A 26,567-nucleotide genomic window follows, 5' to 3' on the forward strand; every position below is an offset into this window, starting at 1 on the left:
TGGACTCACCAGCGTGGCTCCACCTCAATATCCAAGCCGGCGTACGACATCCACATCACGTCATCGGCTGCGTACTCTAGGGCACGGCCGACGGAAAACAGGAAATCTTCACCGGATTCCGAGTACACATCTGCTTCGATAAGGATTGGGATCGACCTGATATGCCTGAGTCCCCCCGCCAACCGGAAATCCACCTCTTCCAATGTGGCCGCGGCGATCCGCGCCACAATCTGCGCGAAGGCTGACCCAATGCCTTGCTCGCGCCAGGCGGGCTCCGCCCAGACATCATTGACTTCCAACGCGCAGCCGCTTCCATGGCTCAGCGTTAGGTCGAAGGTGCAGTAGCCAATGGGCGTCAGGTTGTGAGTGCAGGCGATCAGGCGATATTGGATGCTCTGAAACTGAATCCCGTCTTCCACGAACATCGTCGGGGGCTTCGTGCCATACTCCCGATGGAGGCCGAAGCCTTCGAGGATGCTGTAGCGCTCCGAGCCCTTGTCCAGCTTCTTCGCGTCCTTCACACCCTTGCGCAGGTGCTGGAGCACCGCGCGTATCCCGGGCGCCTTCGGCGGCTCCGTGAAGACGACGAAGTCAGCCACCCCGGCGTCATCCCATTCCGGTCGGGCAAGTTCGAGGGGCAACGGTCGCGCCAGCGCCTTGTCAGTGGCACGCTCGTCCGCCAGTAGGTCTTTCGTCTTCATGGCAAGCTCCTCGTGTGTCAAATGGGGTACAGCATACGCGCCCCCGCCGGTTCCCTTTTCCTGCGACCGTTTAACGGTCGGCTTCGGTACGAGGGGTTGCCGGGATCGACGACCCTAGAAAGTGCGGATGTTTGGGCCGATGTGCCGAGGGAGCTTACGACGACGGGCGTCAAGCGGCTATTCGACCGTCTCCGACCGACCCGGAGCGGCCGGTCGCGCTCTCGATGTCCAGCGGCTGCTACCAGAGCAGTGCGGTCATCCAAATTTACTTTTCTGGAACAGTAGTTCGGCCCTTGCGGAATTTAGACTGAGAGATTCCAAGCTTGAATCCAATTAGGACGCGCAAAAAGACTACGCGCTTTTTACGTACACGCGTCAGGTGTATGCAAAATGAATTTGTCGAGGGACGGGCAGCGCTTCGAGCTATCGGCTATGTCGTAAAAAAACAATAATGAGGCTTTCATCTCGCGGATCGCGCCCGCTGCGAGAGCTATACTCGCCGCACTATATTGACGAGAGACATGGCTCATGATCTTCGCGCGCATCGCTGACTGGATCGAGACGCAAGAACCGTGGCTTTCTGACGCCGCCCGCCGTTTGGTCATAAACGGCCGAATTGATGAGGCCGAGATTGGCGAGATCATCGCCCTGGCGAAAGCGCACGCTGGAATCGATGATCCGGCAGGCCGTGTCGCACAGCCCCTAACTCGCGATATGCTGCCGGCCGTCGACGCGGCCTCGAAACCAATCACTCTCTTGGCGCTGCGCACCCTGCGTGGGGTTAACGCCATCGCCGCAGACCAGTCGATCCCGTTCTCGCCGATCGGCGTGACGGTTATCTATGGAAACAACGGGGCGGGCAAATCGGGATATTCTCGAGTATTGCGCAAGGCGTGCCGAGCGAGGGCAACCGGCGGACTCATCTTGGGCGACGTTTTCTCGGATGCGGCGGGAGAGAATCCGAGCGCTGAGATCCTTGTCCAGCGCGAGGGTGCCGCCGGCCCCGAAACGCTGGCTTGGCAACAAGGCTCGCCGGCCCCTGCGGAGCTGGCGACGGTCGCCGTGTTCGACAGCCAATGCGCGCGCGCCTTCACTGACGCGGAAGGCGAGGTCGCATATACGCCGCGCGGCCTCGACGTTCTCGCGAAGCTCGCGACCTTGTGTGGCACGCTTCGCGCCCGGCTCGAACTTGAAATCAACGGCATTCAAGCGTCGGCCGCTTCCTTCGCCGACCTTCTGGGCGAACATGCGGTAGGCCGCTCGCTCGCAGCATTCGAGAAGCGCTTCCACCTTCCGGCGTATCGAAAGGAGCTCGCGGCGCTCGCCACGCTGTCCGAAGCGGATGTCGCGGAAATCAAAAGATTAGAGGAGGAGCTTGCCGAGGCGAATCCCTCTGCGCGTGCGGCCGATCTGCGCGGCAAAAAGGCCCGCATTGAAGGTCTGGCGACGCGGTGGGAGCGGTGCGAAGCGGCGCTCTCCGATGATAAGGCGTTAGCCGCGATTGGGTATGGGGCGGCGGTTGTTGCCGCTGAAACTGCAGCCCGGCTTGCAGCGGAGGCTTTTGCTGCGGACGGCGGCCTGTTGCCGGGAACAGGCTCAGATCCGTGGCTCGCGCTGCTGAGCGCCGCGCGGCATTACTCAACGACGTTGGCCTACCCGGAACATCGTTTTCCGCACGTTGATGGCAGCCAGTGCGTGCTGTGTCAGCAAAATCTCACTGCCGCGGCAGCCGAGCGCATGCGACGTTTCGAGACGTTCATTGAGCAAGAGGCGCAAAAGCTCGCGGAGGCCGCTAGGATAAAGGCCAGCGCCGCATTCTCCTCCATTGCCTCGGTAGATCCGGCCGCCCTGTGGGCAGACCATGCGCTTGTGAACGAGATCGAACAGGCCAAGCCGGGAGCGGGCCAGGTCCTGCAACAAGCGGCCGACCGCTTGTCGAGCAGGCAGGCCGCGCTCACCGAAGCTTGGGTTGCTAAAAGGTTCGACGCTGCGGCCCCGGCGATCTCTTTGCATTCCACTGAGCTACGTGATTTGTCTCGCGCCATCGAGGAAGAGGCCGCGCGCTTTGACAAGCTCGCGGCGGCGGACGGGCGCAAGAAGAGCGAGCAAGCGCTCGCCGACTTGAAGTCGCGGCAAGCACTGTTGGGTAGGCTCACGCAGATCATGCAGATCGGGGAGGACCTGGCCTTGAAGAAAAAGCTTCAAGCTGCCCATCGAGCAGCGGATTCGACCCCAGTTTCGAGAAAGATGAGCGCGCTTCACGCCGAAGCATTGTCCGCTGACGCAGAAGCGGCTTTCGTCCGCGAGTGCGCCGCGCTGGGCGTCGGCCATGTGCCGATCCGCAGCACCACGCGAACGGAAAGGGGGAAGGCGAAGCAGCAGGTGAAGCTTGCCACTTCTGGCGGCGAGCGGGTGGGCGAAGTCCTCAGCGAGGGCGAGCAACGCGCGCTTGCGCTTGCCACCTTCATGGCGGAAGTCTCGCTGATGGAGGGGCATGGCGCGATCATCTTCGACGATCCCATGTCGTCGCTCGATCACGCGCATCGTGAAAAGGTCGCCCGCCGCCTCGTTCAAGAAGCGTCGAGCCGGCAGGTGATTGTGTTCACTCACGACTTGCCGTTCGCTCTTCATTTGGCCGATGAAGCGAGCGCCCAAAAAGTCGAGGCGAGCGCAATGAGCGTGCGGCGCATCAGGCAGCGCGCGGGGCTGGTTTTCCCTGAGCTTCCCTTTGCAGGGATCAAAGTTGGTGAACGCTTGGAGCGCATCAAGAATATGGCGACGGAGGCCGATCGCCTTCTAGATGCGGGAGAAGTCGATCACAGCGAGAATCTCGTCCGGACTGGATATGGACGGTTGCGCGAGACTTGGGAGCGAGGAGTGGAGGAGGCAATTCTGTGCGAGACGGTGGTGCGTTTTCGGCCCGGCGTGTCGACACAACGGCTCCGGGCCGTGGCGCTGAGCGATGAGGAATACGTGGCGCTCCACGAGGCGATGGCGCGCTGCTCCCACTTCGCTGCGCATGATACCGCGGCGGATACCGACACGACCCCGCCGACTGCGGATGAGTTGCGAGCAGACATCGAGGCAGCGAGAGTGTTCTTCGCGACTCGGAAGAAGCTCAACGACGACACCGATCGCCGCCGTCGGGAGCTTCTTGAACGCTCGGCGGCTTTCAAGCAGGCCTAAAAGAACACATCGGCCCCCTTTGGCTGTGCGTCGCGCGTCTATGTCGCCAAACAATTGGCAGCGATCTGCTAGGCGATAGAAAGCATGCAATAAAATCGCGCAGGAGGCGGCCCGTCACGGCGTGCCTTGACTACTTCGCACGCTTCGCTTTCGCAGGTTGCCTGCCGGGTGTGCATGGGTGCGTGTAGGTCCGTTCGCGACACAGCATTGTCTGCCTGTAGACGTTCAACTCGATTGGGGTGGATGTCTTCAAAGACAAGCAAGCAACGTTCGTTGTGGCGCATCGAATGGTCGCTTACTGACTGATTCCGACGTTTGCACGCCCAGCCGACGATGCGGGCTACTTTCACCTTCTGGCCGAATCCGGAAATCGCCCGACTACCCGGCCTCGCCGCTGACCCTGACTTCCGCTACCGTTTAGGCTTGTTCGACGCCTGCCAGCAAGGCGCGGTGGCACACTCACATTCCTGCGGATGACGGCAGGCATCGAACAACCCTAAACGAACTCGGCCGTCAGCTCTTCCATTGCCCTCGGAACTCGGCGATCAGCCGAAAAAAACCCTCCACGAAGGGAGGGCTGGGAGAAGGGTCCAACTGAGAGAGTTTCCGTAGCGGGCACTACGGAAACTATCTTATGGCGGTTTGGGGTGTCGCATTGTCCCGAAAGCTCAGCTATTTTGAGTGCCTTTCTCCGGCACCGGGCCAATCGGTCTGGCCAGCAGGGTGGTGACCGCCCCGCTGACCTGCCAACCGCCCAGCTCGCTCTCGAAAATGCCATGGACAAGGCGATCGAGGCAGATGACTTCTACCCCATTCGCTTCCACCGTGCCGAGGACGTTGGCAACAATCGTGCCGCGCGTTCCGCGGCGCTTGATCGTCGCCACGCCTTCACCCAGGGTGACAGTGCATTCATTCGCTTTCATGCGGCCTCCTTGAGCAGCTGGCGCTGGTCGCGATTCTCGCGGCCGTGTAGCGCCGCCAGGTCCTCGACAAATGCATCGAGAAGCGTATCCATGTGCAGAAACGCTTCGTCCTCCAGTTCCGGCGTCGCCCAGTCCAACCCGGCTTCCATGGCGTCGCGCTTGTGCGCCACCATCTGGTCCTGGTACTTATCAATGCTCCCCGGCAGGTGGAAATACACCACCTTCAACTGGCCCTTCCGGTTCCACCGCAGCGCGCGTCGCATCGCCTGATACTCGATGCGCCACGTCCACGAACGGTCATAGAAGAGCACGTAGTCGGCATTGGGCAGGTTGTACCCTGCCCTACCCGAGCCCTTCGTGCACAGCAGGCCGGTGGCGGAGCCATTCACAAACCGCTTGTCCTTGTCGGCCACGCGTTTCGTGATCGGGATGCCGCCATGGAACGGGACTGTCTCGACGCCCCGAGCCTTGAGCTGCCCCGCTATCAGGTCGATCACCCGGGGGTTTTCGGCAAACAGGATGGCCTGCTTTCCTTCCTCGGCGATGGCATTCAAGCGGTCGATCACGGCGCGTTGCTTGCTGGTCAGCTGCCCCAGCGTCCCCACCCCGTCCACCCCATACTGCGGGTAGTTGGCGGCGAAGTGCACCGCGCGGATCCGAGCCAGGATCGCGATCAGGTTGTTCGAGCGTCCGTCGGTGCGACGGATCTCCCGATACCATTCCGCGAACTCGTCGGCCGTGCGCAGATACAACGACAGGTGCGCCGGGTCCCAGTCCGTCTCGACCACTTCGACTGCCGGTGGATCGATCTGGATGTACCTGGCCACGTCTGGCTCGCAAACCAGCCGGCGCTTGACGTGCGGCGCCAGCATCTGGCGGTACAGCGGCAAGTTGCCGATCTTCGGCACCTCCCGCTTTGCGCCGTCCTGCAGGCTCTCGGCAAACTCCCATGTCACCCATTCCAGCACGACGAAGTCATCCCGGAACCGGTCTACCCCGCGCTGGGCATGCTGCACGGTGGCCAGCCATTGGCTATCCAGGTAGCCACGGCGGTAGCCATAAGGCTGAGCGGCGGTACCATCACCACCCGTGAATGCGATAAGGCCAAACACATCGCGCGGGTAGTTCGCGATAGGGCTCCCGGTGAGGATGTAGCGGCGCCTCGCCGACAGCTGCCAGAGCGCGCGGCTCTGGTCGCTGTTCGGGTTCGACAACCGTTCCCCTTCGTCGGCCACCAGCAGGCCAATCCGGCGTCGGAGCCGATGGGCGTATGTGACGCGCCGAGACGCTTCCCGGCACACCGGCATGCGCAGCCGCTCGTAGGCAATGAGATTAATCTGCCCGAGCGCGCCAAGGCTTTCCGGCGAGTCGATGACGTGTACCGCCGCCGGTGGCAGGATCTGCGCCAGCTCGGCACGCATTTCCGGTACCAGGCGTGCCTCAACAACGATCAAGCCGTGCTTGACCCCGGCCAGCAGGATCAGCGCCGCGGCGAGCCTCGACTTGCCGCAACCCTGTTCCCAGGCGGCAACCGCGCCGCACGGTTTCTGCAGCAGTTCCACCAGGTCATTTTGCTGAAACTCCCAGTTCAGCCACCGATCGATGCCGAGCGCCTGCATACGCAGGCGCAGCGCCAACGCCTGTCCCGGATACTTCACCGAGAGGCCTTCGTGCACGGTCTCCCATGTCTGGGCCGACCGGCTGACGGCAAAGCGGCTCATGAGCTCGTCCAGAGTCAGCACAAACTGAGCATTGCCCGCCTGATAAGCGTAGCGGCCGTCCGGCTGGCGAACGAATGCCACGGCCTCGCCTGCCTTGATCACGGGGCTGCCCCACTTCAGCGGATCCGCGACATGGCTTTTGAGGGCCACGCCGCTGATGGCTTCCGCGGCATTCACGCCAGTCGTCCAGACGGTGTGCCGCAGGGGCGTCGCCTGGCGCGCGCTACGCCGCAGCCGCTTCCCAAAATGCTCCAAGAAGCCCGGTGCCAGTTCGGGCACGCCGCCGGCGTCACGGATCAGCCGCAGAAGGCTGCCCAGCGCGGCCATCGGGTCGTCCTGCACGAGATAGGCTTCCAGATCGAGGCGGCCGCTGCCGGCATAGCGCATGCCGTGCGGCAGGCGCTGACCATCCAATGGCAGGATGCGCCGTTCCAACAGCCGGTTGAGCACCATGGCCTCCACGAATCCGCACTCGAAGCCCAGGACGATTCGACGCCCATCATTGGCAATGCGTACCCGTTTCTGCGAAGTCACCGGCCGCATGATGGCAGGGCCGGTATCGTCCAGCACCTGATGGTTCAGGCGTGGCTCATGGTAATGACGGTCATCCACGTTCAGGTCCAGGCCGGGCAGCGGGACGGTGAAATCGCCGTGCGCTTGACGCACGACGCGCCCCATCCGGTAGCGGCCGAACACCGCAATGGAGGTGTGCACCGTGGCGCCTTCCTCCCGGAAGGCCGAGGCCGGCAAATCAAAGATGCCGACCACGCGGCGCGCGGCCGTGCTGTGCGCATCCCGGTGATCCACGACGTTCGCGAAGCGATCGACAAAGCTCGTCGGCAACAACGCTACCACCACCTGCGCGGCCTCGAGCGCCTGGGCCAGCGCATATTCATGGCTGAGGGCGCTGCTGTTGGCCCCGAACCGGCCCCACGTGGTGCAGCAGAAGGGCTGCAGATGCGGCGATTCGAGGTGGATCGAGAACGGCGGGTTGATAATGGCTACGTCGAAGTGACGCGGGTGAATCTCCTCCATCCCAGCCATGCGGAAGCTTCCTTCGAAGCCGGCGGCCTCTACACACTGCTGGACAGCGGCAATCGTCGGCTCATGCACGTCGACGCCATACAGCGTGTGCGCCGCCGGATCCGCGAACTGCAACAGCCGGGCGGAGCCGACAGAATTGTCCAGCACCGAGACCTTACGGTCGGGGCGCCAGCTGTCCACAACGCCCCACATCTGTCGGGCGATGGCATCGGTGGTAAAGAATTGCGACAGATGCCTCTGACGCGCGGCATGCAACTCTCCCATGTGGGAAATCTTGTCTGCCTGCGAACCGAGGCTGACGATGGCCCGCAAGGGCTCGTACCAGTGAGTCATAGGGATCCTGAAAAAGAAAATGCCCCGTCGTCGACGGGGCAGGAGAAGGTGCCAAGCTGCTTAGGCAGCAGCCGGCTCTTGCAGGTGCTGGGCGACGAAGGCTAGAAGGCCTTATCCGAGACGCGCGGCGAACCGCAATTCCCAGTACTCGTTGTATTGCAGGACGTCCAACCCTGGGAAAGTCCGCCGCTGCTGCGCAGCGAATACCTCACCATGGTCGAACTGGCGCAGGCAACCTGCCAGGGCGGGCTCGCCCGCATCCTGCGCATACGCGGCCAGCGCTAGCAAGGCCGCGCGCACGTCGGCATGCGCGTCTGCTGCAACGCGCCGTGACGGACGCGCGGCAGCCACAGGCAACGAAGGCGCCTTGAGCCGCAGCCGCACGACTTTGGCGTGCCGGCGCACGGCATTGGGCTGATCGAACTGCAGCGCCGCAGCGAGCGTCTCGGCGACCTGCCGGTACGCCAACGCGCGGCCGCTGGCCTGGTACCGCTCGGCAAGCACCCGCCAGTAGCGGTCGAGATCGGGCGTATCGCCGGCGCGGATGGCCTCCCAGATGTTCGGGTGGCCGTTCACCGGAATGCGCGTCTCGTCGATGCACACGGGTGCGCCTTCGATGCCGAACTCCTTGCTTGCCCGATCGATCAGGCTCGCAACGAGGCGTCGAAGGAACCGACGAAAGTCGCCAGCCTGGTCGATAGGCACGGGAACGATCGTCGCATCGGCGCGGACCTGCGCGGCAAGCGCGCAGACCCGGTCATAGGCATCGAGCGAAGCGCCCTGCGCCGAGCGAAACGCCTCAACAAGCGCGTTGTACATCTCAGTGCCGTTCCTGCATGGCGTCCTGGCCGTACTCGCCCACGAACAGCATGAGCGGTTCAGCCAACTCGTGCGAGAACTTAAACTCCCACTTGTCGTTGTAGAGCGTGATGTCGAGGCCCGGCATGGACATCTTCTCGCGTGAGGTGTATTCCAGCTGATGCAGATCGATTCGCTGCAGCATGCTCGCCAGCACCGCGTTACCCGCCTTTCCGGCGAAGGTAGCCAGGCCTGACAGGCAGTCTGCCGTGGGCTGCGTGCTGTAGTAACCAACCCTGCGGCGGGCAGATTTCCACCCCGCCTCGGAATGGACGCTCTTTTTGAGCACGACGCCGGACGCGGTGCGCTTCACTTCCGCATTCCGGTGCAAGCCGAAGCCACGGACAATGCGTGCCGCAGCTTGCCGGTACGCGGTGGTGGCACCGCCGTCGCCGTTGTAGTACGCGCTGAGGGATGCCCAGAGCTGGTCGACATCGGGGATATTGCCTTTTTTCAGCGCCTTGCCGATATCCAGTCCGGCGCGGTCGAACTCGGCCTGGTTGTCGATATCGAGTCGCGCCCCCACCGGGGCGAACTCGCGACGCGCGCGGCTGACAACGTTCCCAGCCAGCGCGAAGCAGAACTTCTCAAGTTCGTCGTCCTGGCGGTACTCGGAACGCACGCCGACTGCAAAGAACGGCTCGCCTGCGCCTGTGCTGGCCAGCGCCTCGCGCTCAAACTGCGCGGCATCCTGGTAAGCCTGGCGGGCCGTACGCTGGGCCGCAATGAATTTCTCAATGATCTGGTTGTACATGTCGGTCTCTCAAGGAATATGGGAGACCGCCCCGTCGGGATGGTCTCCCGAGGGAATGAATCGGTGAATCAGGGCGGACGGAACCGCTTAAGTGGCCAGTTCCATCCAGCGCTGGGCGGACTCGCGGCTCATGTCGGTGGAGGCTTCCAGACGGACAGTGGCGCGGCCGCCATCGGGCGGGGTTTTGACTTCGTCTTCGCCTGCACCTTCGAGGTCATGGTCGACGACGATCACGGGGACGTGGGAGTCACTCCCAACGTACTGCACCAGGCCGCCGTCCAGATGCACAACGATCGTCGGCTTCGCAAGGGTGTTGGTCATGGCGTGGCCCCTCAGTGAATCGAGATGGCGCGGCCGATCGGCATGGGCATGAATCCCAGTGCCCACCACATCGCAGCCGGATGATTCGGAAAATCAGGAATCTCCGTACGCTGGAAGATGTCCGGTACAAGCTCGATCGCCGAGGGGCGGGCCCTCACCGTTTCGCGCCATTTCCCCTGCAAGCGCAGCCAGGTCAATTCGGCGCGAGCGATGTGATCCCATTCGCTGGGTAACAACGACTCGTTGAACAGGTCGGCGCCTTCCGCGGTTATAACGGCAACCACTTCGTGATAGCGGCCGAGTTCATGCGGGAAGCCGCGGCGGACAAACCGCAGGACTGTGGGATCCGGATTGCCGAAGATGCGCTGCAGCTGCCGGATGTACACCGCGCACTCGCGCCGCGAGCGTTCGCTGTAGTCGTCGCGACCAACCTGCGCGCACGCCTCCTCGGCCGGCACCGGGCCGACTTCAATTTCGATGGTGTTGAGTTTAAACATGGCGTTACCTCGAGAAAGTGGGAACGCCCCCACCGGGGGCGTTCCCGATGGGTGATTGAGTCCGGAAGCGCGAATGCGACCGGATTGGTGTGCCTAGATGGCGATAACCTGGTTCAACTGCTCACATGCCGCAGCGTAGACGTTGGATAGCGAGGCGCTGCGGGCATAGCCTCGCCGCCGTGCTTCGCGGGATCGAACAATGCCAGCTTTTCGGCGAGCGTCAGGCTGCGATGGCCGACCGGCTTGACAGTGACCCCAACGTCAGCCACTGCGACCTCTACGGCAAGGCCTTCCGTGAAATGCGCGGCACGCGCCGCACTGGTGGGGATGCGCACGGCGAGGGCGCTGCCCCATTTCTGGATCGTAAGTGTTGCGGACTTGGACATGGCAACCACCTGTCGGAATGTAGAGACGAGTTTATACATGGAGACACCATGCATAAACACCGTCTCGCCTTTGCCGCCCGGATTGGAGAAACGCCTGGAGGTCATACGTTTCCTCGCAAGGCGGGATACGCCCCACCGGAGAGTATTTCCCGGTGGGTAGTGGAATCGGCCGCTGGCCTGAGCGGTCACGCGGCGGCAGCAGGCTTCCGGTCCAGACCCAGCAGCTTCGCGAGAAGCCAGCTGATCAGCACCAGAAACTCGATCTCCGCAACGATGTGCACTTGCATGGCAGCAAGGCTATCGTCCTCGGTAGTACAAAGAAAGAAGAGGACCGCGAACAGGTTGATGACGGTCGCGAGGACAGCCAGCGCGGTGATACGGGAGAAGATACGCATGGAAGGGCTCCTGAAATGGAGCCTTCCCCATTGGGAAAAACCCCAATGGGTGGAAATGAAGATGGCCGGTACGCCGGCAAGGTCGATGCGCTGATGCGCGGAGAATCGGACGAATCTTACCCTGCCTGCCAGCGCGGGACAAGAATCGGATGCTTAGCGCGCGCACGCTGCCGCCTCGCGCGCCCGGCGGTTGGCCTCGCGGATGCGATTGACCACTGCCCAGCGCCGCTGCTCGACCTCCTCCGGATTTTCGAGCTTGGCATAGTCCTGCACCGGCCCCTCGCCCACGAAGGGCTTGTAGTCCTGGGGCAGCTTGCCTTCGGCCTTGGCCTTCTCACGCTGCATGCGACCCAGCCCATCGCTTGTCTCCGTGATCGCTACATAGTCCCACCGCGCTGGCACGGCCGCCTCGGAGAACCAGATCTCTCCCTCGCCCTGCCCCACGATGGCGACCACGTCGTAGACGCTGCCCACAGGCGATGGGATAGCACGAACCTCGAAACGCAGCACCTCCGGCCGTGGATGCCAGAACACCCGGTCCAGGTAGCGCTTGAACGTGAACGCATCCAGTCGGGCGATCTCGCCGTACTGCGGCTCGCCGGGCGCGATGAACTCCGGTTCGTGCTTCGGGCGGTTGCCCAGGGAGATTTCCCGGGAAGTCGGATTGCGGGATGACATGGGGGATTTCGGTAAAAGACGCCCGAAATTCTAACGCTTTCGGCGCCTACGCCGGCAGGACACCTCGGAAAATGGTTGGCGGCGAACTTCGCCCGCCCGCCGCCTTGACTTCGGCGCGGGGCCGGTATCTTGGTCTTAGACCACTCCATTCCTTGCCGCCCATGCGATTCACACGACTCGGACGCCACGACCCTATCGACTTTAACGCCCGCCGCCAGGCCGCCTTCGCGCGCAAGCAGCAGCGCGAGCGCGACCGATATCCGCTCTTCGCGGAACACGTGGCCGCCGAACAGCACTCGGCCGACGAGGAACTGGCTCGCCGCCAGCAGCGCTCCGACAGGCTCGAAACGACGATGCGCGGACTGCACGCCCGCGTCTGGCGCGAGAAACGCGCCGTCTACTTCTCGCTGACAGCCGAGCAGCGGGCTGACGTTCGCGCCAAGTGGCAGGCCTGGACCGGGCCCACCAGCGCCCTCTACTTCGCCTATATCGTTGACAAAGTTAGCGGCGAGGCCGCACGGCGCGCCGAGGCCTCCCGCGCGCACGCGCTGACCATCCGGCGACGGGTTCTTGCGCGCCTGCCGGAACAACTGGAGATGGCATGACTCCTACCGCCGAACAAGAGTGTGTCGTGGAGGCGGTGCGTGCCGGTGGCGCCGTCAAGGTCAAGGCGTACGCCGGCGCCGGCAAGACCTCCACGTTGCGCATGGCCGCTGAGGCCCGCGGCCGCGCGCGTGGCCTGTATCTGGCCTTCAATCGGGAGATCGCCAACGAAGCGGCCCGCAAGTTTCCGCAGAACACCCGTTGCCGCACCGTGCATTCGCTCGCCTACAGCGCCACGCGCCCGGAGATCACGCGCAAGCTCAGGAATCCGGTCGAGCCACCCCATCAACTGGCGATCCGCTACGGCTTCGGTAAACTACGCCTGCCCCACCACCATCGGCAAGGATCTGGAACTCAGCCCGAGCAAGGTCGCCCGGATGGTGATGGACGGCGCCGCGCGCTTCTGCCGCTCCGCCCAGGCAGAGCCGCTCGCTTGGCACATCCCGGTCGAGGCGATCGTCAAGGAAGAGGAAGCCGAGCACCTGCGCGAATCGCTGCTGCCGTATGTAAAGCGGCTCTGGGATGAATATCTTGATCCGAATGCGCCGTCTGCCATCGCCCACGACGTCTATGTCAAGCTGTTTGAGCGCAGCCGGCCGCGCATCGGCGCCGACTTCATCCTGTTCGACGAAGCGCAAGATGCCGACGGCCTGATGCTGTCGGTGCTGCGCGCGCAACAGGCGCAGGTCATCTACGTGGGCGATCCCTACCAGCAGATCTATGAGTGGCGCGGCGCTGTCAACGCCATGGACCATATCCGTGCCCCGGAATGCGCGCTGACCGAGTCGTTCCGGTTCGGCCCGGCCATTGCACAGCTGGCCAGCCGCGTGCTGCGGCTGATGGATGAGGACACGCCAGTGCGCGGCCAGGACCACGTCGAGTCCCGAATTCTGCACGATTCGACCTCAGGCCACGACCGCTTCGACGCGATCCTTTGCCGCAAGAACGCCACGGTCCTGACCCATCTGGCCGAGGGCATCGGCCGCGGCGACCGCGTCGCCGGACGGGCCAACGTCGACGAGCTCCGGGCGTTCGCCGACGGCGCCGAGCAGCTGATGCGCGGCCAGCGCATTGGCTACCCAGCCACCCTCGCCTTGTTCGAGACCTGGGAGGAGGTTCAGGAGTACGCCGAGTCGTTCGCCGGCCGCGACCTGAAGCCGCTGGTGCAGCTGATCGACAACGAGGGGGTGGACTATCTGCGCCTGATCCTCACCCGCGTGTCCCCAGAGGACGAAGCCGACTACATCGTGTCCACCGTCCACCGCGCCAAGGGCCTTGAGTGGGACCGCGTGCAGCTCGCCGGCGACTTCAAATTCAGGAACGGCGACGACGGCAAGTTGACCATGGCGCCGGAAGAAATGCGGCTGCTCTACGTCGCCATGACCCGCGCCAAGCGTCTACTCGACGTCAGCGAGATCCGGCGCGATCTGTACACCATGTTCCGGGAAGCCGGCGTCTAAGGAGAGGAATCCATGATCACCGTGCGCATTGGCGGGAACGAGTTTCCGCTCGACGATGTACTGGAAGATCCCGGCCGTTACGCGCGTCACCTCGAGCGCGCGAAGACGGTCCAGGGTTTTGCGGAATGCGAATGCAGCACTCGGCGCCCACGGCCCAAGCTGGTGATTCGCCGACATCGGGACATCTTCCTGCTCGCGCGCTGGCCGGAACAGGCACACCACCATGCTGCAGGCTGCCCATTCAACCGCCAGGCGCTGGCCAAGTCGGGCGCGAGCGACAACCTGGACCCGTTCCGGATGAAGGACGGCCACCATGACATCCGCCTCGATGCCTCGCTCTCGGTCAGCGCGCACACCCCAGCCAAGACCGTCCAGCGCCTCCCCAAAGGGCAGAGCACGAAGCCGCAACGGCGTTCGGCGGGGCTGCTTGCGTTTCTGGAATACGCCTGGGAGCAAGCAGGGCTGAACGTATGGCCGGGAACGGGTTCGCGCGGCTGGAACGCCTGCTGGTCACAGCTGACAACGGAGCTGGCAGAATGCCGTATCAACGGAAAGCCGGCCGATGGGCTGCTGCACGTCATGCAACGGTGGGACCCGAGCCGCAGGACGGAGATCCTGGCGGAGTTCGAAGCATGGCAGGGCAGGCTCACGTCCACTCCGGCCGGCAATCCGCGCGGCATCGTGATCGGCGAAATCGAATCCCACGGCACGACCCAGTTCGGTGGCAAGTTCGTGCTGCGCCAAAGTACCCAGCGCTTCTTCATGGCCGCCGACCTCTACGCGCGCCTGCAGGTGTCGTTCGGGGGCGCCCTGTCCGGCATCGGCAAGGCAGAACAGCGTTGCGTCGCCGTCCTGCTGGTCGAGCGGTCGAAATCAGGCTACCTGACGGTGGTCGATGCCGCGGCCATGCTGGCCAACCGCCAGTTCCTGCCTTGTGACTCGTCATACGAGGTTGCCATGGCTGACTATCTGGTCGGCCTGCAGCGGGCATTCCGCAAACCGCTGCGCCACATTGGCCGAGCCGCCGTGCATCCCGACTTTGTGTTGACCGACGTGGCTCCTGAGGCCGTCATCGAAGTCCTTGGCATGACGGGCAATGCGGACTACGACGCCAGGCTCGCGCAAAAGCAGGCGTTCTACCGCGCCAACGGCGTGCCGGTGATCGAATGGCGCCCTCAGGACCAGCAGATCACGTGTGTCCGGCTGCCCCGGCCGAGCGCTGCATGAGCAGCCGGGCACCACTGGGCATGAACCGTGCGTATCTGAAGGCAGTTCAGCTGGTGCACCAGTACCGCGCCGCATCTGTCCCGCTTGTCCAGCGGCATCTCGGCATCGGCGCCGAGCACGCCGAGTCGCTGCTGGCGCGCATGGCAACAGAGACCACTGTGGTCCGGCGAATGCCCAACGGACTCTATCTCTACGTGGGCGAAATCGTCGCTGACGAGCTCACTGCACTGTACGGATTTGCCGAAGAGGTCCTCGCTGTCATCGCCTCCGGCGAAATCGACGTGGACGCACTCAGAGCCGCCGCGGTGAAGTTCGGCCTTTCGGCCCCACGTGACGCGCCTCCCTACACCTGCTTGACTTTGCCCGCGATTGGATAGGCTGGAAGCATCCCTCACCTTCCACCGACCCGATGGGCTACATCAATCCCCTCCTGCGTCTACCCGCTGCACAGCAGCTCCTGCGCCTCCCACCAGAGCAACGCCGAGCCATCGCTGCGGTGCTCCACGAACTGCGCGAGGCATCGAACGCCGAAGCCGAATTGTCCTGGCGCCGTCGCAAAGGCCCCATGGCGGCGTATTGGCGTGCCGTCTCAACCTACGCCCGGCATTTTGTACATGCGCTCACGCAGCACTGCGAGTGTCCGCACGAATCGTCCTCGGTGGCTGATTCCCCTTCTGCCACAGACACCGGCACAGCCGCGAATCAGCAGGCCAGGGATTTTGCTTTTCCATCCCATACCCGGGACACCCGAACCATGGACATGTTCGAGAAAACGAAATGAGCGAAAACACCAAGATCGAATGGACCGACCACAGCTGGAATCCCTGGGAAGGCTGCCAGCGGGTTGGCCCCGGCTGCGACCACTGCTACGCTGAGGCCCGCAACGCACGCTTCGGCGGTGGCCAATCCCAAAACTGGGGCCCCGGTGCGCCCCGCCGGCGCACATCCGCCGCCAACTGGCGCAAGCCCTTGCACTGGAACGCTGCGCACGACGCCTTCGCCGCGGTACACGGGCGCCGGCAACGCGTCTTCTGCGCGAGTCTGGCCGATGTGTTCGACAACGAGGTGCCGATCGAGTGGTTCATCGATATGCTCGATGTCTGGCGCCAGACGCCGAACCTGGACAAGCTCGTGCTGACCAAGCGCATCGGCAACGCCACGAAGCGATTGGGCGATGCGTTCAACACGCTGATGCTGTGCGACGACTGTGCGGACAATCCCCTCGTTCCGTGGCTGGCTACGTGGATCGCCGGCAATGCCCCCGCCGATATCTGGCTGGGCGCAACCGTGGTGAACCAGGTGGAAGCCGACCGCGACATCCCGAAGCTTCTGCGCGCGCCGGCAAAGACGCGGTTTCTCTCGATGGAACCGCTGCTCGGGCATGTCGACGTGTTCTCGACTCTGACCGGTGAACTGCTGCATACCTCCGGCAACGACTATGCGCCGGGCTCCCTGGACTGGATCATCGTGGGCGGTGAGAGCGGCACGGGTGCCCGGCCGATGCATCCGGCATGGCCGCGCTCGTTGCGTGACCAATGCGCGGCAGCCGGCGTGCCCTTCCTCTTCAAACAATGGGGGCACTGGCATACGGCAGTCGTGGACCGTTCCTCCAGTGAGCCGGTCTTCCGCGAGTTCGCCAGCTTTCAGCAATGGGTCAACAAGGCGCAGACGTGGATCGCCGGCGGGATTTGCCTCGACAGGCATGGCGCGCAGCTCGAGCGCGGTCAAGATTTCATGCGCGCCCGCGACGAGGGCCGGTTCCCCGTGACGGTGATGCACGCGGTGGGCAAGAAAGCGGTGGGCCGGCTGCTCGACGGCGCCGTGCACGACGCCTTCCCTGTGACGTCGTTCGACGTCGCGGCAGCATGCGAGCGTGCGCTTGCACGGGGCGCTGCATGATGGAGCAGTTGAAACTGTTCGGACACGTGGCAGCAGCGTTCGCCGACGCGCCAGCCGAAGGCATCGCCACCGCCCAGCTCTACGATGCCGTGGCGACCGCGGTCGGGATCGATCTCGCCCAGGCTCAGGCCAAAGTCCCGATCGGCGCCGCTGGCACCCTGCACAGCCCGTTCAAGCGCGCCGTGCGCTGGCATCAGCAGACGCTGAAGGCCATGGGCGTCGTGGAGCGCATTCCGGACCGCGCCGGATTCTGGCGGCTGACGCAGCCTGTTACGCACGAGCTCGACCGCGCCGCCAACGGCGTTCGGCTTGTCGCCTTCAGCACCACCCTGGGTGTGGCCGTCTGGGCGCGCCACGAGGAAATCTTCCGCGGCCTTGGCGAACCGATTGCGCTGTGCGTCACCTCGCCGCCGTACCCGCTGCGCCAGGCCCGGGCCTACGGCAATCCCACGGAAGCGCAGTATGTCGACTTCCTGTGCAAGGCCCTCGAGCCGATCGTCGCAGGGCTTGTGCCAGGCGGCAGCATTGTCCTCAATGTGTCGAACGACATCTTCGAGCCGCGCAGCCCAGCCCGCTCGCTCTATATAGAGCGCCTCACGCTGGCCTTGCATGACCGGCTTGGCCTTTCCCTGATGGGCCGCGTCCCCTGGGTCAACTACAGCAAGCCGCCCGGGCCGACCCGATGGGCCTGCGTCGACCGTGTCCAGCTCGCCTCCGCCTACGAACCGGTGCTGTGGTTCACCAACGATCCGTCGTGCGTGCGCGCGGACAACCGCCAGCTCCTCGAGGCCCACACCGCCCGGCACCGCCAACTGATGGCCGCCGGCGGAGAGACTCGTAACGCGGTGTATGGCGACGGCGCCTATCGCATCCGGGCAAGCGCCTTCGGCAATCAGACTGCGGGCCGCCTGCCCCGCAATGTCATCGAGCGGGGTCACAACTGCGCGGACACCCGGGCTTACCGCCGCGCCGCGCAGTCTCTCGGCCTGCCGACCCACGGCGCCATGCAGCCGACCGACATTCCGGATTTCTTTACGCGATTCCTGTCCCGGCCGGGCGACCTGGTGGTCGATCCTTTCGGCGGGACGATCCGCACCGGCCTGGCCGCCGAGCGCCTGGGAAGGCGATGGATCGCCACGGAATGGATTCTGCAGTACGTTCGAGGCGCCGCCGAACTGTTCCGGCAAGCCGACGGATTCCAGATGCACCCGGCCCTACAATGGGCCACCCAACCGAGATAGGCATGCCTCAGTACAACGACAACGACCGCGAATACCCGGAACCGGAAACCGTCCTCGCCATTCGGGGAGCGATCACCACCGGCCAGTTGGGGGGCCCCATGGGCCCACCCGGCCATTGGCTCAACGAATTCTGGCAGATCGGAGCCGCGCTACGCGACCATGCCGAGATCCTGCAGGCTTCGAGAACACCGCGCGCCAGGAAGTCCTGAACACCACAGCCGGCTATCTGGCCATCGACGCGGCATAGCAGGACCGCTGTTCGAACGCTTCATCACACTGGACCGCTGGGCGCCGCCCTCGGGGCAGGCATAATGCCGGCATTTCCGACCCTGACCTTTCCCATGCCCAGCGGCCTCCTACAATGCGCCCACTGCGATGGCGCCCCCACCTATATCGCCGGCCGTCTCCAGGCGGTCATCGTCTGTGAAGAATGCGGCATCTCGACGCCTCCCGTCACCATGGATGCGGACAAGAACACCGCCTTCACCCGGCTAAGCGCCATCTGGAATAGCCGCGTCGAGCATCGCCCTGCCGACCAGGAAGCCGTATCGATGATGTCGCGCCGCGCGCTCACCAGCTCAGACATCCCCTACTTCCTGAACCTGCTCGCGGCGACCACCTCGGACTGGGAGACGGTTGGCCCCAAGTTCGCCGCCATGGCCGCGGCTCTCGCCCAGCCGGGCTACGAGTTCAAGCACGTGGACCCGCCCGAGACCGTGGTGTCGCAGGCTGCCCGCTATCAGAAGCTGCTCCAGCGCGCCAGGATCATCTACGTCGACGGCGCGCCCATGGTCCGCTTCGAGCCAGTGCCGGCGCTGTGCGCCGAGATCGCAGAGGAGGCACTGGCCGACCGGGAATGGCCGCTCTTCGACTTGCACGAGTTCATCGGCAAGGCCATCGATGGCGTGCCGGACCATTGGCAGCCGTGACGCCTTGACTTTGTAACTGGGCTGGCAAGCTGGAACGGTGTTCACTTACCTTCCTCCCTGACCATGGTCCGCTCCTTCATCGCCCTTTTGCTCGCCCTGAGCGCAGCAACCGCAGCCGTCGCTAAAGACGCCGCGCCCTGCCCGCACGTGCTATCAGCGGGCCAGCCGGCCGTTCGCGAGGCGGCGCGGGATACACGGCTTCTCTGCTATCGCGCCTATGCGGTGCTCTACTCGCCCAGCACCCGCACGGCGCTGTGGTCGGCCGAGCGGCTGACGGCCACAGCGGTGGAGGCGGCCCGCAAGCTGCCGCGCGACAGCGACTTCTACGAGGAAGACCGGCTGCCGCCTTCGGACCGGGCCAGACTGCAGGACTTCGCTCGATCGGGCTACGACCGCGGTGGCACCGAGCGGGGACTTTGCCGACAAGGCCTCGCAGGCAGAGAGCTTCAGCCTTGCCAACATCGTCCCGCAGCACAGTATGTCTAACCGCCGGACGTGGAGTCATATTGAGACGTCCACGCGCAAACTTGCTCGGGAGCACGGCTCCATCCAGGTCGTCACCGGCCCTGCGTTCGCCAAGGACAGCCCCACGCTCAACGGACGTGTCCGGGTACCTGGGTATCTGTGGAAAGCGATCTACGTGCCTGGCGTCGGCGCAGCGGCCTATGTGGTTCGCAACGATGCGACGCCGGCGTACAGCGTCATCAGCATCGCCGAGCTTGCCCACTTCACTGGTCTCGAACCCTTCCCAGCATTGGCTGGTGACGCGCGGACGACGCCAATCGACCTCCCGCCACCCACCCCACACCCGGGGGAGAAGCCGGCCCGCCGCGTCGCGTTCGCATGGTTGGTATCCGGCAACGCTGTGAGCGCAAATCGCGACGCGGAATCGCTCGGTCATCTCATACGGCACGCAGGCGCGCTGGCCACGTTGGCTCTCGCCTATGCCCGTTAGCGGCGACGCCAGAAGGAGGGAACATGTTCCTTCCAAAAACATGAAAGGCACGTCTTTGGACGTGCCTTTCGTTCTGTGAGGGCCATCACAGGCCCTCCCGCTCAAGAATGCGATGGTATTCCGAAGAAACGACGGCCTGGCCTCATAGCCAACAACAGCCCGAAGGACATCAACACGAGAATCCCATACAGCGCGCTCACCTCGCGACTCGCCGCATCTGCAGCAGCAGTCGGTACGACCTTCATCGCAGTGTTAGGGCAAATATCGCCGGGCGACGCAATTTCGAAAGCCCCTCAAGCTCCGCCCCACAATCTGCTACCAGGCCTGCCCCTTGCGGGGCAGGCCGCACCGACGCCTCGGCCCAAGTGTGTACCGCCAGCACGGCAGTCTTGACGGGTGCCTGTCCCGTGAGCGCCAAAAAAAAAAAATAGCACCGCACCCACAACGCTCGCGGGGATCACACAATGAAAACCTGCATCACCCGCCTAAGAACGATGAAAACGGAATGGAGGTAGGTCCCGTCGTTGCTACCCGAGGTCCCAGGCTTCGAATCGCTACGCATTGGCGGCATCCTTGAACTTCTGGCCCGGTCTAAATTTCACTGTCTTGGCAGCATCCACCGTGATCTTCTCGCCGGTTCGCGGATTGCGCGCAATGCGTTCGCCACGCTCGCCCTTGCTGAAGGAGCCGAAGCCAACCAAGTTCAGTGCGTCACCCCTGGCCACGGTGTCCATGATGGCCGACAGGGTCACGTTCAGTGCCTGTTCTGCCTTTGCTTTGGTAAGACCGTCCACACCGGCCGCGATCGCGTCAATTAGTTCGGATTTCGTCATGCATTCTTCCTTCTCAGAGTAGGCGTACGGCGGTCACCCAGTATGGACGACCGCGAACTGTTGTCGGAACGGCGATTGCGACCTCGGCAGCGTTTCCCAACGGCTGCAGCGCAGAATGCGTCCCGCAGCAATTTTGATGGGATAAACGCCGCAACTTTCCGGTAAAAGCTATGCCAATTAAACGAGCTTTCCTGATCCTCCACCTTCACGACTGATCTCCCGCGGCGTAGCTGTCCAAGAGCCGGTACAGCGAGCGGCGGCTGATGCCAAGCGCAAGCGCAGCGTGGGATTTGTTGCCGTTGGCTGCTGCAAGTGCCAAGGCCGCCTGCCCAGGCTTGACAACAGGTTTGGAGAGGCGCTCCTGAACGGCGTATGTACTTAAGTACGCATTCGACTTAGTAGGACGACTATGCCCAGCGGCTCGGGCAACGACGCGCTGTCCCTCCTCATGCACCTCACGACTGGCGAGCCGCGCGCCTCGCTTGACCGGCGCAGCATCGCCGGTACTGCGCTGGTACAGCCCCTGGAGATATTCATGGCGCAGGCCGTGTGCAGTGCAGCCCGTCACCTTCCTTACCAGACCATGCTTTCGCAGTACCTCATAGAAATGGCTCATCCATTGGTCAAGTGTATAGTCCGTCGGGGTGGTTGACCCCGTCCTGGGATTGGCCAGCGACGCCGCTCTGGCAAGCAACGGGTACTGCGTCTCCGGCATGTCGATTAAGACCTCTCGCTTTCGCCCACCCTTCGTTCCGCGTTCGACGTGCAGCATGCCGCCGCGCACCGCCACGCCCGGCTGAAGCTTCGCGGATTCCTCAACCCGTAGGCCAAACAGCCACATCAAGCGAAGCTGAACGCCTACCCACTCATCGGTCCTCTCAATCTCCTTGATCTTCGCGTCAATGTCGATGCCATTCCCCGACCAGGACTTGTCTTCTTGGGCAACATAGTGGCGAACGAGCCCATGCTCCGTGCGATCGCCGTATTCAGCAAGCGTCTTGACCAGATACGGCTTGTTCATGAACTCAGCCATCGCGCGCAGATAGGTGAGCTTGTTCTCGATCGTTCCCGCTGTTTGCCCTTTCCGAACCCAGTTATCCACCAACCATTGGACGTGCTTGTTCCGAATCGACCACGGAGATTCAACCGCATAGCCACCCTCCTGCCGCAGCTCGCGCACTGCGGCGCAGACATTGAGAAGGCGATACTCCTGCGTCTTGATGCTCAGCGCATTTCTGCTGCGCCTCGACCTACTGATTACGCGGTCGACGTTGTCCTCGAACAGCGCGATGAGTTCGCCTTCCAGCCGCGCGGGGAACGCGTAGCTCCTGATCTTTCCCCGGAAATCGATCCTGATACCCATACTCGTTAGTCCTGGCCAGCCGTGATATCACCACGGCGGGGGCGCGCTTTACGGTGCGACCCTTTTCCAACACTGTCAAACGCCCCGTTCGTTCGACACCTGCCGGTCACTTCTCCCCACCGGATTTGGGGGACTGCCTTCCTTGCCTTTAGCGATAGCACTCGATCGACCAGACACAGGGAAGAACTGTGGTCCGACCGTCCGCGTAGTCCATGGCCCGGCTCACGCCGAGCCCGTCCCCGCGAATACCCAAGCCGCTGCGTCGATCGACGCGACTGCGATAGCGACCCTTGTGGTCCACCATCGCAAGACTCTTGGGTAAATCGTTCTTGCGCATTTCTGTGCCGGCTGCGCCTACCGGTCGTCAAGTGAAGGGATCCGCGATAGCCGTCTGGCCCGATCGCATCCAATCCCCCGTCCCAAAGTCAGTTCACCTTGGCCGCAGTGTCTCGGGCCGCCTGAACCGTACCCAGCTCTCTCGCTGAATGGACGTGTCTTCCGTGATGGAGCCTTGGGACTGTGCAACTGTGCGCCCCAAAATCTCTCTCATTGCGTTACAGCGCGCACATCGGCGCTGAGATCGAGTGTTATCGCGGTGTGCAGCCTTCCTCAATGTCGGCCACTGTCTGCTTGATTTGATTGAAAAAAATGCCGGATCAATTTCCGGCCTGCACACTGGGCGTCCGCACGTCCTCCTTGAGGTCGTGGTTGCCTGGGATTTGCCACCAACTGGCGGCGAGGTCGATGCGTCGGGGACGCTGAAGGTGCTCAAAGGATAAACCGAAACTCAGCCGCGTCGCAACGAAATCGCCGTCAAATTCGCCAGCATTCGACAACTTGACTTCGCATCGCACCGGGTAGATTCGAAAGGGATCGGATCGCAGTGTCAGATACGTGTTAGCAAGTGTCAGGTCTGTGTGAGCAGGTGTGAGATCAGCGCGACGTGGTGACGCCCGCTGACACCTGGTGACACCACCTAACACATTCCTGTCAGATCACAGTCAGATATGTGACACCACTGCGCTCCGGCAACCTTCAACAAAGCCAAGGAGAGTCTTCAGATGAACACCACCAAAACCATTGCGGTCGATGTCGGCTACGGCAACACCAAGTTTGCCTTCCCCCTGGGTGCGGACGTTGCAACCCGCATGTTTCTTTCGCTGGCCCCAACTCGATCGGCTTCGAGCCTCGCCAACCACGGGGATGGCTATTTCCAGTCGCGCGATGTCGTTCACGTAACTGTGGACGGCGCTGAATACGAGGTGGGCCCGGACGTCTCGATCACCTCTGCATACGGCAATACCGGGCGGACCCTCTCCGAGGACTTCGTCACGACGCCGGAATATGCTGCGTTGCTGTTCGGCGCGCTTCACTATTCACAGGCCAGGGACGTTGGCCAACTCATCCTCGGCCTTCCCGTCCATACCCTACAGAAGTACGCCGGCGTCCTGCAGGAACGCTTTGCTGGCACGCATGACTTCGGCGCCGGCAGCGTCAGCATCAACCGGGTCGTCGCCCTGCCCCAGCCACTCGGATCGCTGGTCACGTTTATGCGTCAATCCGGCAAGGATCTGGACCCGGATGACAACTGCCTGATCGTGGACGTGGGTTACTTCACGACCGACTGGGTTGTCGCTCGTGGCTACATGATGGATGACACCCGCAGCGGCGGCGTTCCCGGCGGATCGTCGCGAATTTACCAACAAGTCGCCCAACTCCTTTCGGCGGACGAAGGCGGGGAGCCGTCTGGCAGCATCGAGCGCATCGACAAGTCCCTGCGTGACGGCAAGCTCATGCGCTACTACAACAAGATGGTCGACCTGCGCCCGTATTTCGAAGTCGCCAAGGCCCAATGTCAAACCGCGGTCAAGGAAATGCAGACGCGGGTGGGCCGCACGGAAGACATCGCAGCCATCGTTCTCACCGGTGGCGGCAGCGCGCTGTACTCCGGCGCCATCCGTGCCGCCTTCCCGCGCTCGCATATCGTCGCGATGGAATCGCCCTGCTACGCCAATGTCCGCGGATTCTTCGACATCGGTAGCGCACGGCAAGCGCGCGGGTAACGACTATGGGGAAGCTCGCCATCAAAGTCACCCTCAACCCGATGACGACGCCTCAGCTCTACGCGCAGCTTGCGCAGGTCAACGACCCGCGCCTGCGAGCCGAGGTCTTCCGCCGTTTGGCAGAGGTCGGCGCGCAGGTCATGGGAGCGAAAGAAGGCGTTGCGGCAACGCCGGCGCCTGCAGGTGCACTCCTGACTACCTTGATGTACCGCTCCGAGGCAGCGTTCGTACCGCCCCAGAATGTCGCAGCGGTCGGGCAGTCCGCTGCTTCCACCCCGAGAGCCCAACTCGTCAGGGAGGAAATCTCCCGGGATGCGCCAGCGGATATCGAGGTGCCCGCCGTGCCCGCCCCAAGCGCACTGGACCTTAGTGCAATGAACTCGGCGATGTCGCGGTTCTTCGATTGACTCGCTCCGGCTTGACTGGCGCTCACTTCGTGGCAATCTACAATCATCACAACGGACGACAGGACTTCACCATGAAATTCTTCGAGTATCTTTCCACCACCCAGGCTCAGAACCGTTTCCTCTTTTACGCGCTGATCGCCTGGTGCATTCTGGAAGCCATTATGGTCGTCTATCGCGGGTGGCGCGCCCCCAAGGACGCTGGCTGACGCCTTCCCACCCCAGAAAGCAAAAAAGCCCAGCATGTCTGCTGGGCTTTTTGTTGAAGAGGACTTTGCGCTCAGTGAAGCGTGGCTGGCGCGAGGCAATAATCGAGTGCGGAATCGAACGACAGATTCCGCTCGAGCAACGTCAGATGGCCCGAGGCTTCTCGTCGGTAGACGTGGAAGAACTGGGCATCGGACTGACCAGCCTGGACCTCGCTGGTGGCGGTGCTGCGCATTGCGTGAATGTGCAACCTGTTCACGATCGCGGTAAAACCCTTCTGTGGCATGGTGCTTCTCCTGAAGTCCTGCCACACGGGATTCCGCCCAGTGGGGCGAACCCACCGGGCAGAGTTGAAAGGAACGCCACCATTCGGGTGGCGAAAATGTCAGGCAGCGATTGCCTGTTGGGAGATCAGACGCAACCGGTGTACGGTTCGCCATTCGTCGCAGTAATCCGTGCCTCGGACCTTCGGCCGATGCAGCACAACGGTGAAGCCATTGGCGCGCAAGCGCTTCTGGAGGGCGAGCGCGTCGGCCATACCCGGTGACTTGCCAGTCCTCGGGTCCACCTTGTCAAAATCGGCGAAGATGTGCACGGTATGGATGCCCATACCGTCTGGCACTACGAACTTGCTCAAGAGCACGCGGTTCAAGCACGACCAGGTCGGAATCCGGAACAGCATGTACGCCGCATAGGCATTCTCGATGCCCTCCGCAACGCCAATCGCTCCATCGCGAGGCGACATCAGCCGTACAGCGCCGCCATCAAGCGGCAAGGCGCCCGGATAATTTCGCTTGCTTGGAAGGATCTCGCCGTCCTCCGACACGACTATCGCCTTCTCTGGCTTGGCCGGGTGCAACGATGTTCTGTGAACCGTAGCAATCCGGCCGTCGTGCAGCTGGTACTCAGCAATCATCGTTGGGTACCGCCCGACAATGCTCCCGTTGTGCCAGTAATCCTGCACGGCCAGCCGCAGTCCATGTGGCAGCGGAGCGCGCAGCCCTGGAACTCTGGCGGCGAGATAGCGCATGGCATGGTCACCAGCCGCGACCGGAGTCGAGCTGGTGACCTGCTTTATGACGCGGCGCATCAAAACGGAAGCGCTTCCCTTGCTGCGCTGCCGGCATGCCGGCCTGATGGCAGACATCTTCGCTGGCAACGGCTCGCCGCCCTCCCCATTGAGTCGCCGCTGCAACTCAAGGTACGACATGCCGGTGTAGCGACAGACCAGCTCGATGCCGTCGCCCGCTTTGGGACCACCGGCATCGCACTTGCGGCACACCCAGTCACCGCGGCCCCGCTTGTTGTCGTAGGTAAATCTGTCTGTGCCGTCTCCGCAGATCGGGCACGGACCAGGGCGACCTCGCCAGAAGGCGTCTGTGAGGACGTCGGCGGGCAGGTACTGCGCAACCAGAGCGTCCCAGTGAGCGGGCGTCCAGTTCTTCACGATATCACTCAGCTTTTTCATGGGATGGCTCCGTGTGGAGAGTGGTCGATGCCTGAGACAGGCGAAGGAACGCTTGCTCAAAGGACATCCCGGCTGCGTGAGGCGCCAGAATGTCTTTTCAGCACAGCGATTGGATCGG

28 protein-coding genes and 1 pseudogene are annotated in these 26,567 nt (G+C 63.2%); 15 read left to right on the forward strand and 14 right to left on the reverse strand.

Going from position 1 to position 26,567, the window contains the following annotated elements:
• Window positions 1-5: 5 nt before the first annotated feature.
• Entirely contained in the window at window positions 6-701 is a 696-nt protein-coding gene (locus CBM2586_RS29885) for a hypothetical protein (protein ID WP_018004051.1), read from the reverse strand.
• Window positions 702-1,229: 528 nt separating this feature from the next.
• Here CBM2586_RS29885 and CBM2586_RS29890 point away from each other — a divergent pair.
• Window positions 1,230-3,887, forward strand: a complete 2,658-nt coding sequence (locus CBM2586_RS29890; RefSeq protein WP_018004052.1) for an AAA family ATPase — start codon at window positions 1,230-1,232, stop codon at window positions 3,885-3,887.
• Between the two features lie 668 nt (window positions 3,888-4,555).
• Here CBM2586_RS29890 and CBM2586_RS29895 read toward each other — a convergent pair.
• The 9 genes from CBM2586_RS29895 to CBM2586_RS29935 all read right to left on the reverse strand — a co-directional run bounded on the left by CBM2586_RS29895 (window position 4,556) and on the right by CBM2586_RS29935 (window position 11,797).
• Window positions 4,556-4,810 (reverse strand): hypothetical protein, encoded by a 255-nt coding sequence (locus CBM2586_RS29895; RefSeq protein ID WP_018004053.1) that lies wholly within the window; start codon window positions 4,808-4,810, stop codon window positions 4,556-4,558.
• Window positions 4,807-7,908, reverse strand: a complete 3,102-nt coding sequence (locus tag CBM2586_RS29900) for a DEAD/DEAH box helicase (protein ID WP_026163895.1) — start codon at window positions 7,906-7,908, stop codon at window positions 4,807-4,809. Before CBM2586_RS29900 ends, CBM2586_RS29895 begins: the two co-directional genes overlap by 4 nt.
• A 111-nt stretch (window positions 7,909-8,019) precedes the next feature.
• A complete protein-coding gene (locus CBM2586_RS29905) occupies window positions 8,020-8,727 on the reverse strand; it encodes a hypothetical protein (RefSeq protein WP_012354521.1) in 708 nt (235 codons plus the stop codon).
• Between the two features lies 1 nt (window position 8,728).
• Complete coding sequence (locus CBM2586_RS29910) at window positions 8,729-9,520, reverse strand: hypothetical protein (RefSeq protein ID WP_012354522.1); 792 nt, start codon at window positions 9,518-9,520, stop codon at window positions 8,729-8,731.
• Window positions 9,521-9,607: 87 nt separating this feature from the next.
• Window positions 9,608-9,841: a hypothetical protein gene (locus CBM2586_RS29915; RefSeq protein ID WP_012354523.1), complete on the reverse strand. Its 234-nt coding sequence runs from the start codon at window positions 9,839-9,841 to the stop codon at window positions 9,608-9,610.
• A gap of 11 nt (window positions 9,842-9,852) precedes the next feature.
• Window positions 9,853-10,338, reverse strand: coding sequence for a hypothetical protein (locus tag CBM2586_RS29920; protein ID WP_012354524.1), 486 nt, complete (start codon window positions 10,336-10,338; stop codon window positions 9,853-9,855).
• Between the two features lie 113 nt (window positions 10,339-10,451).
• Entirely contained in the window at window positions 10,452-10,829 is a 378-nt protein-coding gene (locus tag CBM2586_RS29925; protein ID WP_012354525.1) for an AbrB/MazE/SpoVT family DNA-binding domain-containing protein, read from the reverse strand.
• Between the two features lie 80 nt (window positions 10,830-10,909).
• Complete coding sequence (locus CBM2586_RS29930; protein ID WP_012354526.1) at window positions 10,910-11,119, reverse strand: hypothetical protein; 210 nt, start codon at window positions 11,117-11,119, stop codon at window positions 10,910-10,912.
• Window positions 11,120-11,272: 153 nt separating this feature from the next.
• The gene (locus tag CBM2586_RS29935; RefSeq protein WP_012354527.1) at window positions 11,273-11,797 is read right to left on the reverse strand and encodes a hypothetical protein; all 525 of its coding nucleotides are present in this window, start codon (window positions 11,795-11,797) and stop codon (window positions 11,273-11,275) included.
• A gap of 161 nt (window positions 11,798-11,958) precedes the next feature.
• On the opposite strand from CBM2586_RS29935, the gene CBM2586_RS29940 reads away from it, so the two are divergent.
• The 11 genes and pseudogenes from CBM2586_RS29940 (at window position 11,959) to CBM2586_RS32485 (ending at window position 20,111) form a co-directional block, all read left to right on the forward strand.
• Entirely contained in the window at window positions 11,959-12,402 is a 444-nt protein-coding gene (locus CBM2586_RS29940) for a hypothetical protein (protein ID WP_018004055.1), read from the forward strand.
• A pseudogene (locus tag CBM2586_RS29945) lies at window positions 12,399-13,860 on the forward strand (3'-5' exonuclease). The gene CBM2586_RS29940 and the pseudogene CBM2586_RS29945 overlap by 4 nt, the downstream one beginning before the upstream one ends.
• A gap of 12 nt (window positions 13,861-13,872) precedes the next feature.
• Entirely contained in the window at window positions 13,873-15,087 is a 1,215-nt protein-coding gene (locus tag CBM2586_RS29950; protein WP_012354529.1) for a DUF1173 family protein, read from the forward strand.
• Complete coding sequence (locus CBM2586_RS29955) at window positions 15,084-15,464, forward strand: hypothetical protein (protein ID WP_012354530.1); 381 nt, start codon at window positions 15,084-15,086, stop codon at window positions 15,462-15,464. Before CBM2586_RS29950 ends, CBM2586_RS29955 begins: the two co-directional genes overlap by 4 nt.
• A gap of 32 nt (window positions 15,465-15,496) precedes the next feature.
• A complete protein-coding gene (locus CBM2586_RS32300; protein ID WP_012354531.1) occupies window positions 15,497-15,868 on the forward strand; it encodes a hypothetical protein in 372 nt (123 codons plus the stop codon).
• Window positions 15,865-16,986, forward strand: coding sequence for a phage Gp37/Gp68 family protein (locus tag CBM2586_RS29965; protein WP_012354532.1), 1,122 nt, complete (start codon window positions 15,865-15,867; stop codon window positions 16,984-16,986). Before CBM2586_RS32300 ends, CBM2586_RS29965 begins: the two co-directional genes overlap by 4 nt.
• Window positions 16,983-18,227 carry a site-specific DNA-methyltransferase gene (locus CBM2586_RS29970; RefSeq protein ID WP_012354533.1) on the forward strand — a complete coding sequence of 415 codons (1,245 nt, stop codon included), beginning with the start codon at window positions 16,983-16,985 and terminating at the stop codon, window positions 18,225-18,227. Before CBM2586_RS29965 ends, CBM2586_RS29970 begins: the two co-directional genes overlap by 4 nt.
• A 2-nt stretch (window positions 18,228-18,229) precedes the next feature.
• Window positions 18,230-18,436 carry a hypothetical protein gene (locus CBM2586_RS29975; RefSeq protein ID WP_012354534.1) on the forward strand — a complete coding sequence of 69 codons (207 nt, stop codon included), beginning with the start codon at window positions 18,230-18,232 and terminating at the stop codon, window positions 18,434-18,436.
• A 132-nt stretch (window positions 18,437-18,568) separates the two neighbouring features.
• Complete coding sequence (locus CBM2586_RS29980) at window positions 18,569-19,156, forward strand: Lar family restriction alleviation protein (protein ID WP_025586689.1); 588 nt, start codon at window positions 18,569-18,571, stop codon at window positions 19,154-19,156.
• A 63-nt stretch (window positions 19,157-19,219) separates the two neighbouring features.
• Complete coding sequence (locus CBM2586_RS32480) at window positions 19,220-19,642, forward strand: DNA/RNA non-specific endonuclease (protein ID WP_012354536.1); 423 nt, start codon at window positions 19,220-19,222, stop codon at window positions 19,640-19,642.
• Window positions 19,554-20,111 (forward strand): DNA/RNA non-specific endonuclease, encoded by a 558-nt coding sequence (locus CBM2586_RS32485; RefSeq protein ID WP_250649624.1) that lies wholly within the window; start codon window positions 19,554-19,556, stop codon window positions 20,109-20,111. Before CBM2586_RS32480 ends, CBM2586_RS32485 begins: the two co-directional genes overlap by 89 nt.
• Before the next feature lie 554 nt (window positions 20,112-20,665).
• Here the strand turns inward: CBM2586_RS32485 and CBM2586_RS29990 are convergent.
• Both CBM2586_RS29990 and CBM2586_RS29995 read right to left on the reverse strand, forming a co-directional pair.
• Window positions 20,666-20,944: an HU family DNA-binding protein gene (locus CBM2586_RS29990; RefSeq protein WP_012354538.1), complete on the reverse strand. Its 279-nt coding sequence runs from the start codon at window positions 20,942-20,944 to the stop codon at window positions 20,666-20,668.
• Window positions 20,945-21,149: 205 nt separating this feature from the next.
• Window positions 21,150-22,307 carry a helix-turn-helix domain-containing protein gene (locus CBM2586_RS29995; protein WP_012354539.1) on the reverse strand — a complete coding sequence of 386 codons (1,158 nt, stop codon included), beginning with the start codon at window positions 22,305-22,307 and terminating at the stop codon, window positions 21,150-21,152.
• Between the two features lie 1,061 nt (window positions 22,308-23,368).
• On the opposite strand from CBM2586_RS29995, the gene CBM2586_RS30000 reads away from it, so the two are divergent.
• The 3 genes from CBM2586_RS30000 to CBM2586_RS32490 all read left to right on the forward strand — a co-directional run bounded on the left by CBM2586_RS30000 (window position 23,369) and on the right by CBM2586_RS32490 (window position 24,983).
• Window positions 23,369-24,370, forward strand: coding sequence for a PRTRC system protein D (locus CBM2586_RS30000; RefSeq protein ID WP_012354540.1), 1,002 nt, complete (start codon window positions 23,369-23,371; stop codon window positions 24,368-24,370).
• A 5-nt stretch (window positions 24,371-24,375) separates the two neighbouring features.
• Window positions 24,376-24,777 (forward strand): hypothetical protein, encoded by a 402-nt coding sequence (locus CBM2586_RS30005; RefSeq protein ID WP_012354541.1) that lies wholly within the window; start codon window positions 24,376-24,378, stop codon window positions 24,775-24,777.
• A 71-nt stretch (window positions 24,778-24,848) separates the two neighbouring features.
• Window positions 24,849-24,983, forward strand: coding sequence for a hypothetical protein (locus CBM2586_RS32490; protein WP_256461664.1), 135 nt, complete (start codon window positions 24,849-24,851; stop codon window positions 24,981-24,983).
• A gap of 71 nt (window positions 24,984-25,054) precedes the next feature.
• Here CBM2586_RS32490 and CBM2586_RS30010 read toward each other — a convergent pair whose 3' ends face one another.
• Complete coding sequence (locus CBM2586_RS30010; protein ID WP_012354543.1) at window positions 25,055-25,267, reverse strand: hypothetical protein; 213 nt, start codon at window positions 25,265-25,267, stop codon at window positions 25,055-25,057.
• Window positions 25,268-25,366: 99 nt separating this feature from the next.
• Complete coding sequence (locus CBM2586_RS30015) at window positions 25,367-26,449, reverse strand: DUF7146 domain-containing protein (protein WP_012354544.1); 1,083 nt, start codon at window positions 26,447-26,449, stop codon at window positions 25,367-25,369.
• Window positions 26,450-26,567: the final 118 nt, after the last annotated feature.

It is taken from the genome of Cupriavidus taiwanensis (genome assembly GCF_900250115.1).
Lineage (GTDB): Bacteria > Pseudomonadota > Gammaproteobacteria > Burkholderiales > Burkholderiaceae > Cupriavidus > Cupriavidus taiwanensis_B.

What these genes read in the sequence shown, in the direction of transcription:
- CBM2586_RS29885 (WP_018004051.1), bottom strand. Translation starts at nt 701, where the DNA reads ATGAAGACGAAAGACCTACTGGCGGACGAGCGTGCCACTGACAAGGCG.
- CBM2586_RS29890 (WP_018004052.1), top strand. Translation starts at nt 1,230, where the DNA reads ATGATCTTCGCGCGCATCGCTGACTGGATCGAGACGCAAGAACCGTGG.
- CBM2586_RS29895 (WP_018004053.1), bottom strand. Translation starts at nt 4,810, where the DNA reads ATGAAAGCGAATGAATGCACTGTCACCCTGGGTGAAGGCGTGGCGACG.
- CBM2586_RS29900 (WP_026163895.1), bottom strand. Translation starts at nt 7,908, where the DNA reads ATGACTCACTGGTACGAGCCCTTGCGGGCCATCGTCAGCCTCGGTTCG.
- CBM2586_RS29905 (WP_012354521.1), bottom strand. Translation starts at nt 8,727, where the DNA reads ATGTACAACGCGCTTGTTGAGGCGTTTCGCTCGGCGCAGGGCGCTTCG.
- CBM2586_RS29910 (WP_012354522.1), bottom strand. Translation starts at nt 9,520, where the DNA reads ATGTACAACCAGATCATTGAGAAATTCATTGCGGCCCAGCGTACGGCC.
- CBM2586_RS29915 (WP_012354523.1), bottom strand. Translation starts at nt 9,841, where the DNA reads ATGACCAACACCCTTGCGAAGCCGACGATCGTTGTGCATCTGGACGGC.
- CBM2586_RS29920 (WP_012354524.1), bottom strand. Translation starts at nt 10,338, where the DNA reads ATGTTTAAACTCAACACCATCGAAATTGAAGTCGGCCCGGTGCCGGCC.
- CBM2586_RS29925 (WP_012354525.1), bottom strand. Translation starts at nt 10,829, where the DNA reads ATGACCTCCAGGCGTTTCTCCAATCCGGGCGGCAAAGGCGAGACGGTG.
- CBM2586_RS29930 (WP_012354526.1), bottom strand. Translation starts at nt 11,119, where the DNA reads ATGCGTATCTTCTCCCGTATCACCGCGCTGGCTGTCCTCGCGACCGTC.
- CBM2586_RS29935 (WP_012354527.1), bottom strand. Translation starts at nt 11,797, where the DNA reads ATGTCATCCCGCAATCCGACTTCCCGGGAAATCTCCCTGGGCAACCGC.
- CBM2586_RS29940 (WP_018004055.1), top strand. Translation starts at nt 11,959, where the DNA reads ATGCGATTCACACGACTCGGACGCCACGACCCTATCGACTTTAACGCC.
- CBM2586_RS29950 (WP_012354529.1), top strand. Translation starts at nt 13,873, where the DNA reads ATGATCACCGTGCGCATTGGCGGGAACGAGTTTCCGCTCGACGATGTA.
- CBM2586_RS29955 (WP_012354530.1), top strand. Translation starts at nt 15,084, where the DNA reads ATGAGCAGCCGGGCACCACTGGGCATGAACCGTGCGTATCTGAAGGCA.
- CBM2586_RS32300 (WP_012354531.1), top strand. Translation starts at nt 15,497, where the DNA reads ATGGGCTACATCAATCCCCTCCTGCGTCTACCCGCTGCACAGCAGCTC.
- CBM2586_RS29965 (WP_012354532.1), top strand. Translation starts at nt 15,865, where the DNA reads ATGAGCGAAAACACCAAGATCGAATGGACCGACCACAGCTGGAATCCC.
- CBM2586_RS29970 (WP_012354533.1), top strand. Translation starts at nt 16,983, where the DNA reads ATGATGGAGCAGTTGAAACTGTTCGGACACGTGGCAGCAGCGTTCGCC.
- CBM2586_RS29975 (WP_012354534.1), top strand. Translation starts at nt 18,230, where the DNA reads ATGCCTCAGTACAACGACAACGACCGCGAATACCCGGAACCGGAAACC.
- CBM2586_RS29980 (WP_025586689.1), top strand. Translation starts at nt 18,569, where the DNA reads ATGCCCAGCGGCCTCCTACAATGCGCCCACTGCGATGGCGCCCCCACC.
- CBM2586_RS32480 (WP_012354536.1), top strand. Translation starts at nt 19,220, where the DNA reads ATGGTCCGCTCCTTCATCGCCCTTTTGCTCGCCCTGAGCGCAGCAACC.
- CBM2586_RS29990 (WP_012354538.1), bottom strand. Translation starts at nt 20,944, where the DNA reads ATGACGAAATCCGAACTAATTGACGCGATCGCGGCCGGTGTGGACGGT.
- CBM2586_RS29995 (WP_012354539.1), bottom strand. Translation starts at nt 22,307, where the DNA reads ATGGGTATCAGGATCGATTTCCGGGGAAAGATCAGGAGCTACGCGTTC.
- CBM2586_RS30000 (WP_012354540.1), top strand. Translation starts at nt 23,369, where the DNA reads ATGAACACCACCAAAACCATTGCGGTCGATGTCGGCTACGGCAACACC.
- CBM2586_RS30005 (WP_012354541.1), top strand. Translation starts at nt 24,376, where the DNA reads ATGGGGAAGCTCGCCATCAAAGTCACCCTCAACCCGATGACGACGCCT.
- CBM2586_RS32490 (WP_256461664.1), top strand. Translation starts at nt 24,849, where the DNA reads ATGAAATTCTTCGAGTATCTTTCCACCACCCAGGCTCAGAACCGTTTC.
- CBM2586_RS30010 (WP_012354543.1), bottom strand. Translation starts at nt 25,267, where the DNA reads ATGCCACAGAAGGGTTTTACCGCGATCGTGAACAGGTTGCACATTCAC.
- CBM2586_RS30015 (WP_012354544.1), bottom strand. Translation starts at nt 26,449, where the DNA reads ATGAAAAAGCTGAGTGATATCGTGAAGAACTGGACGCCCGCTCACTGG.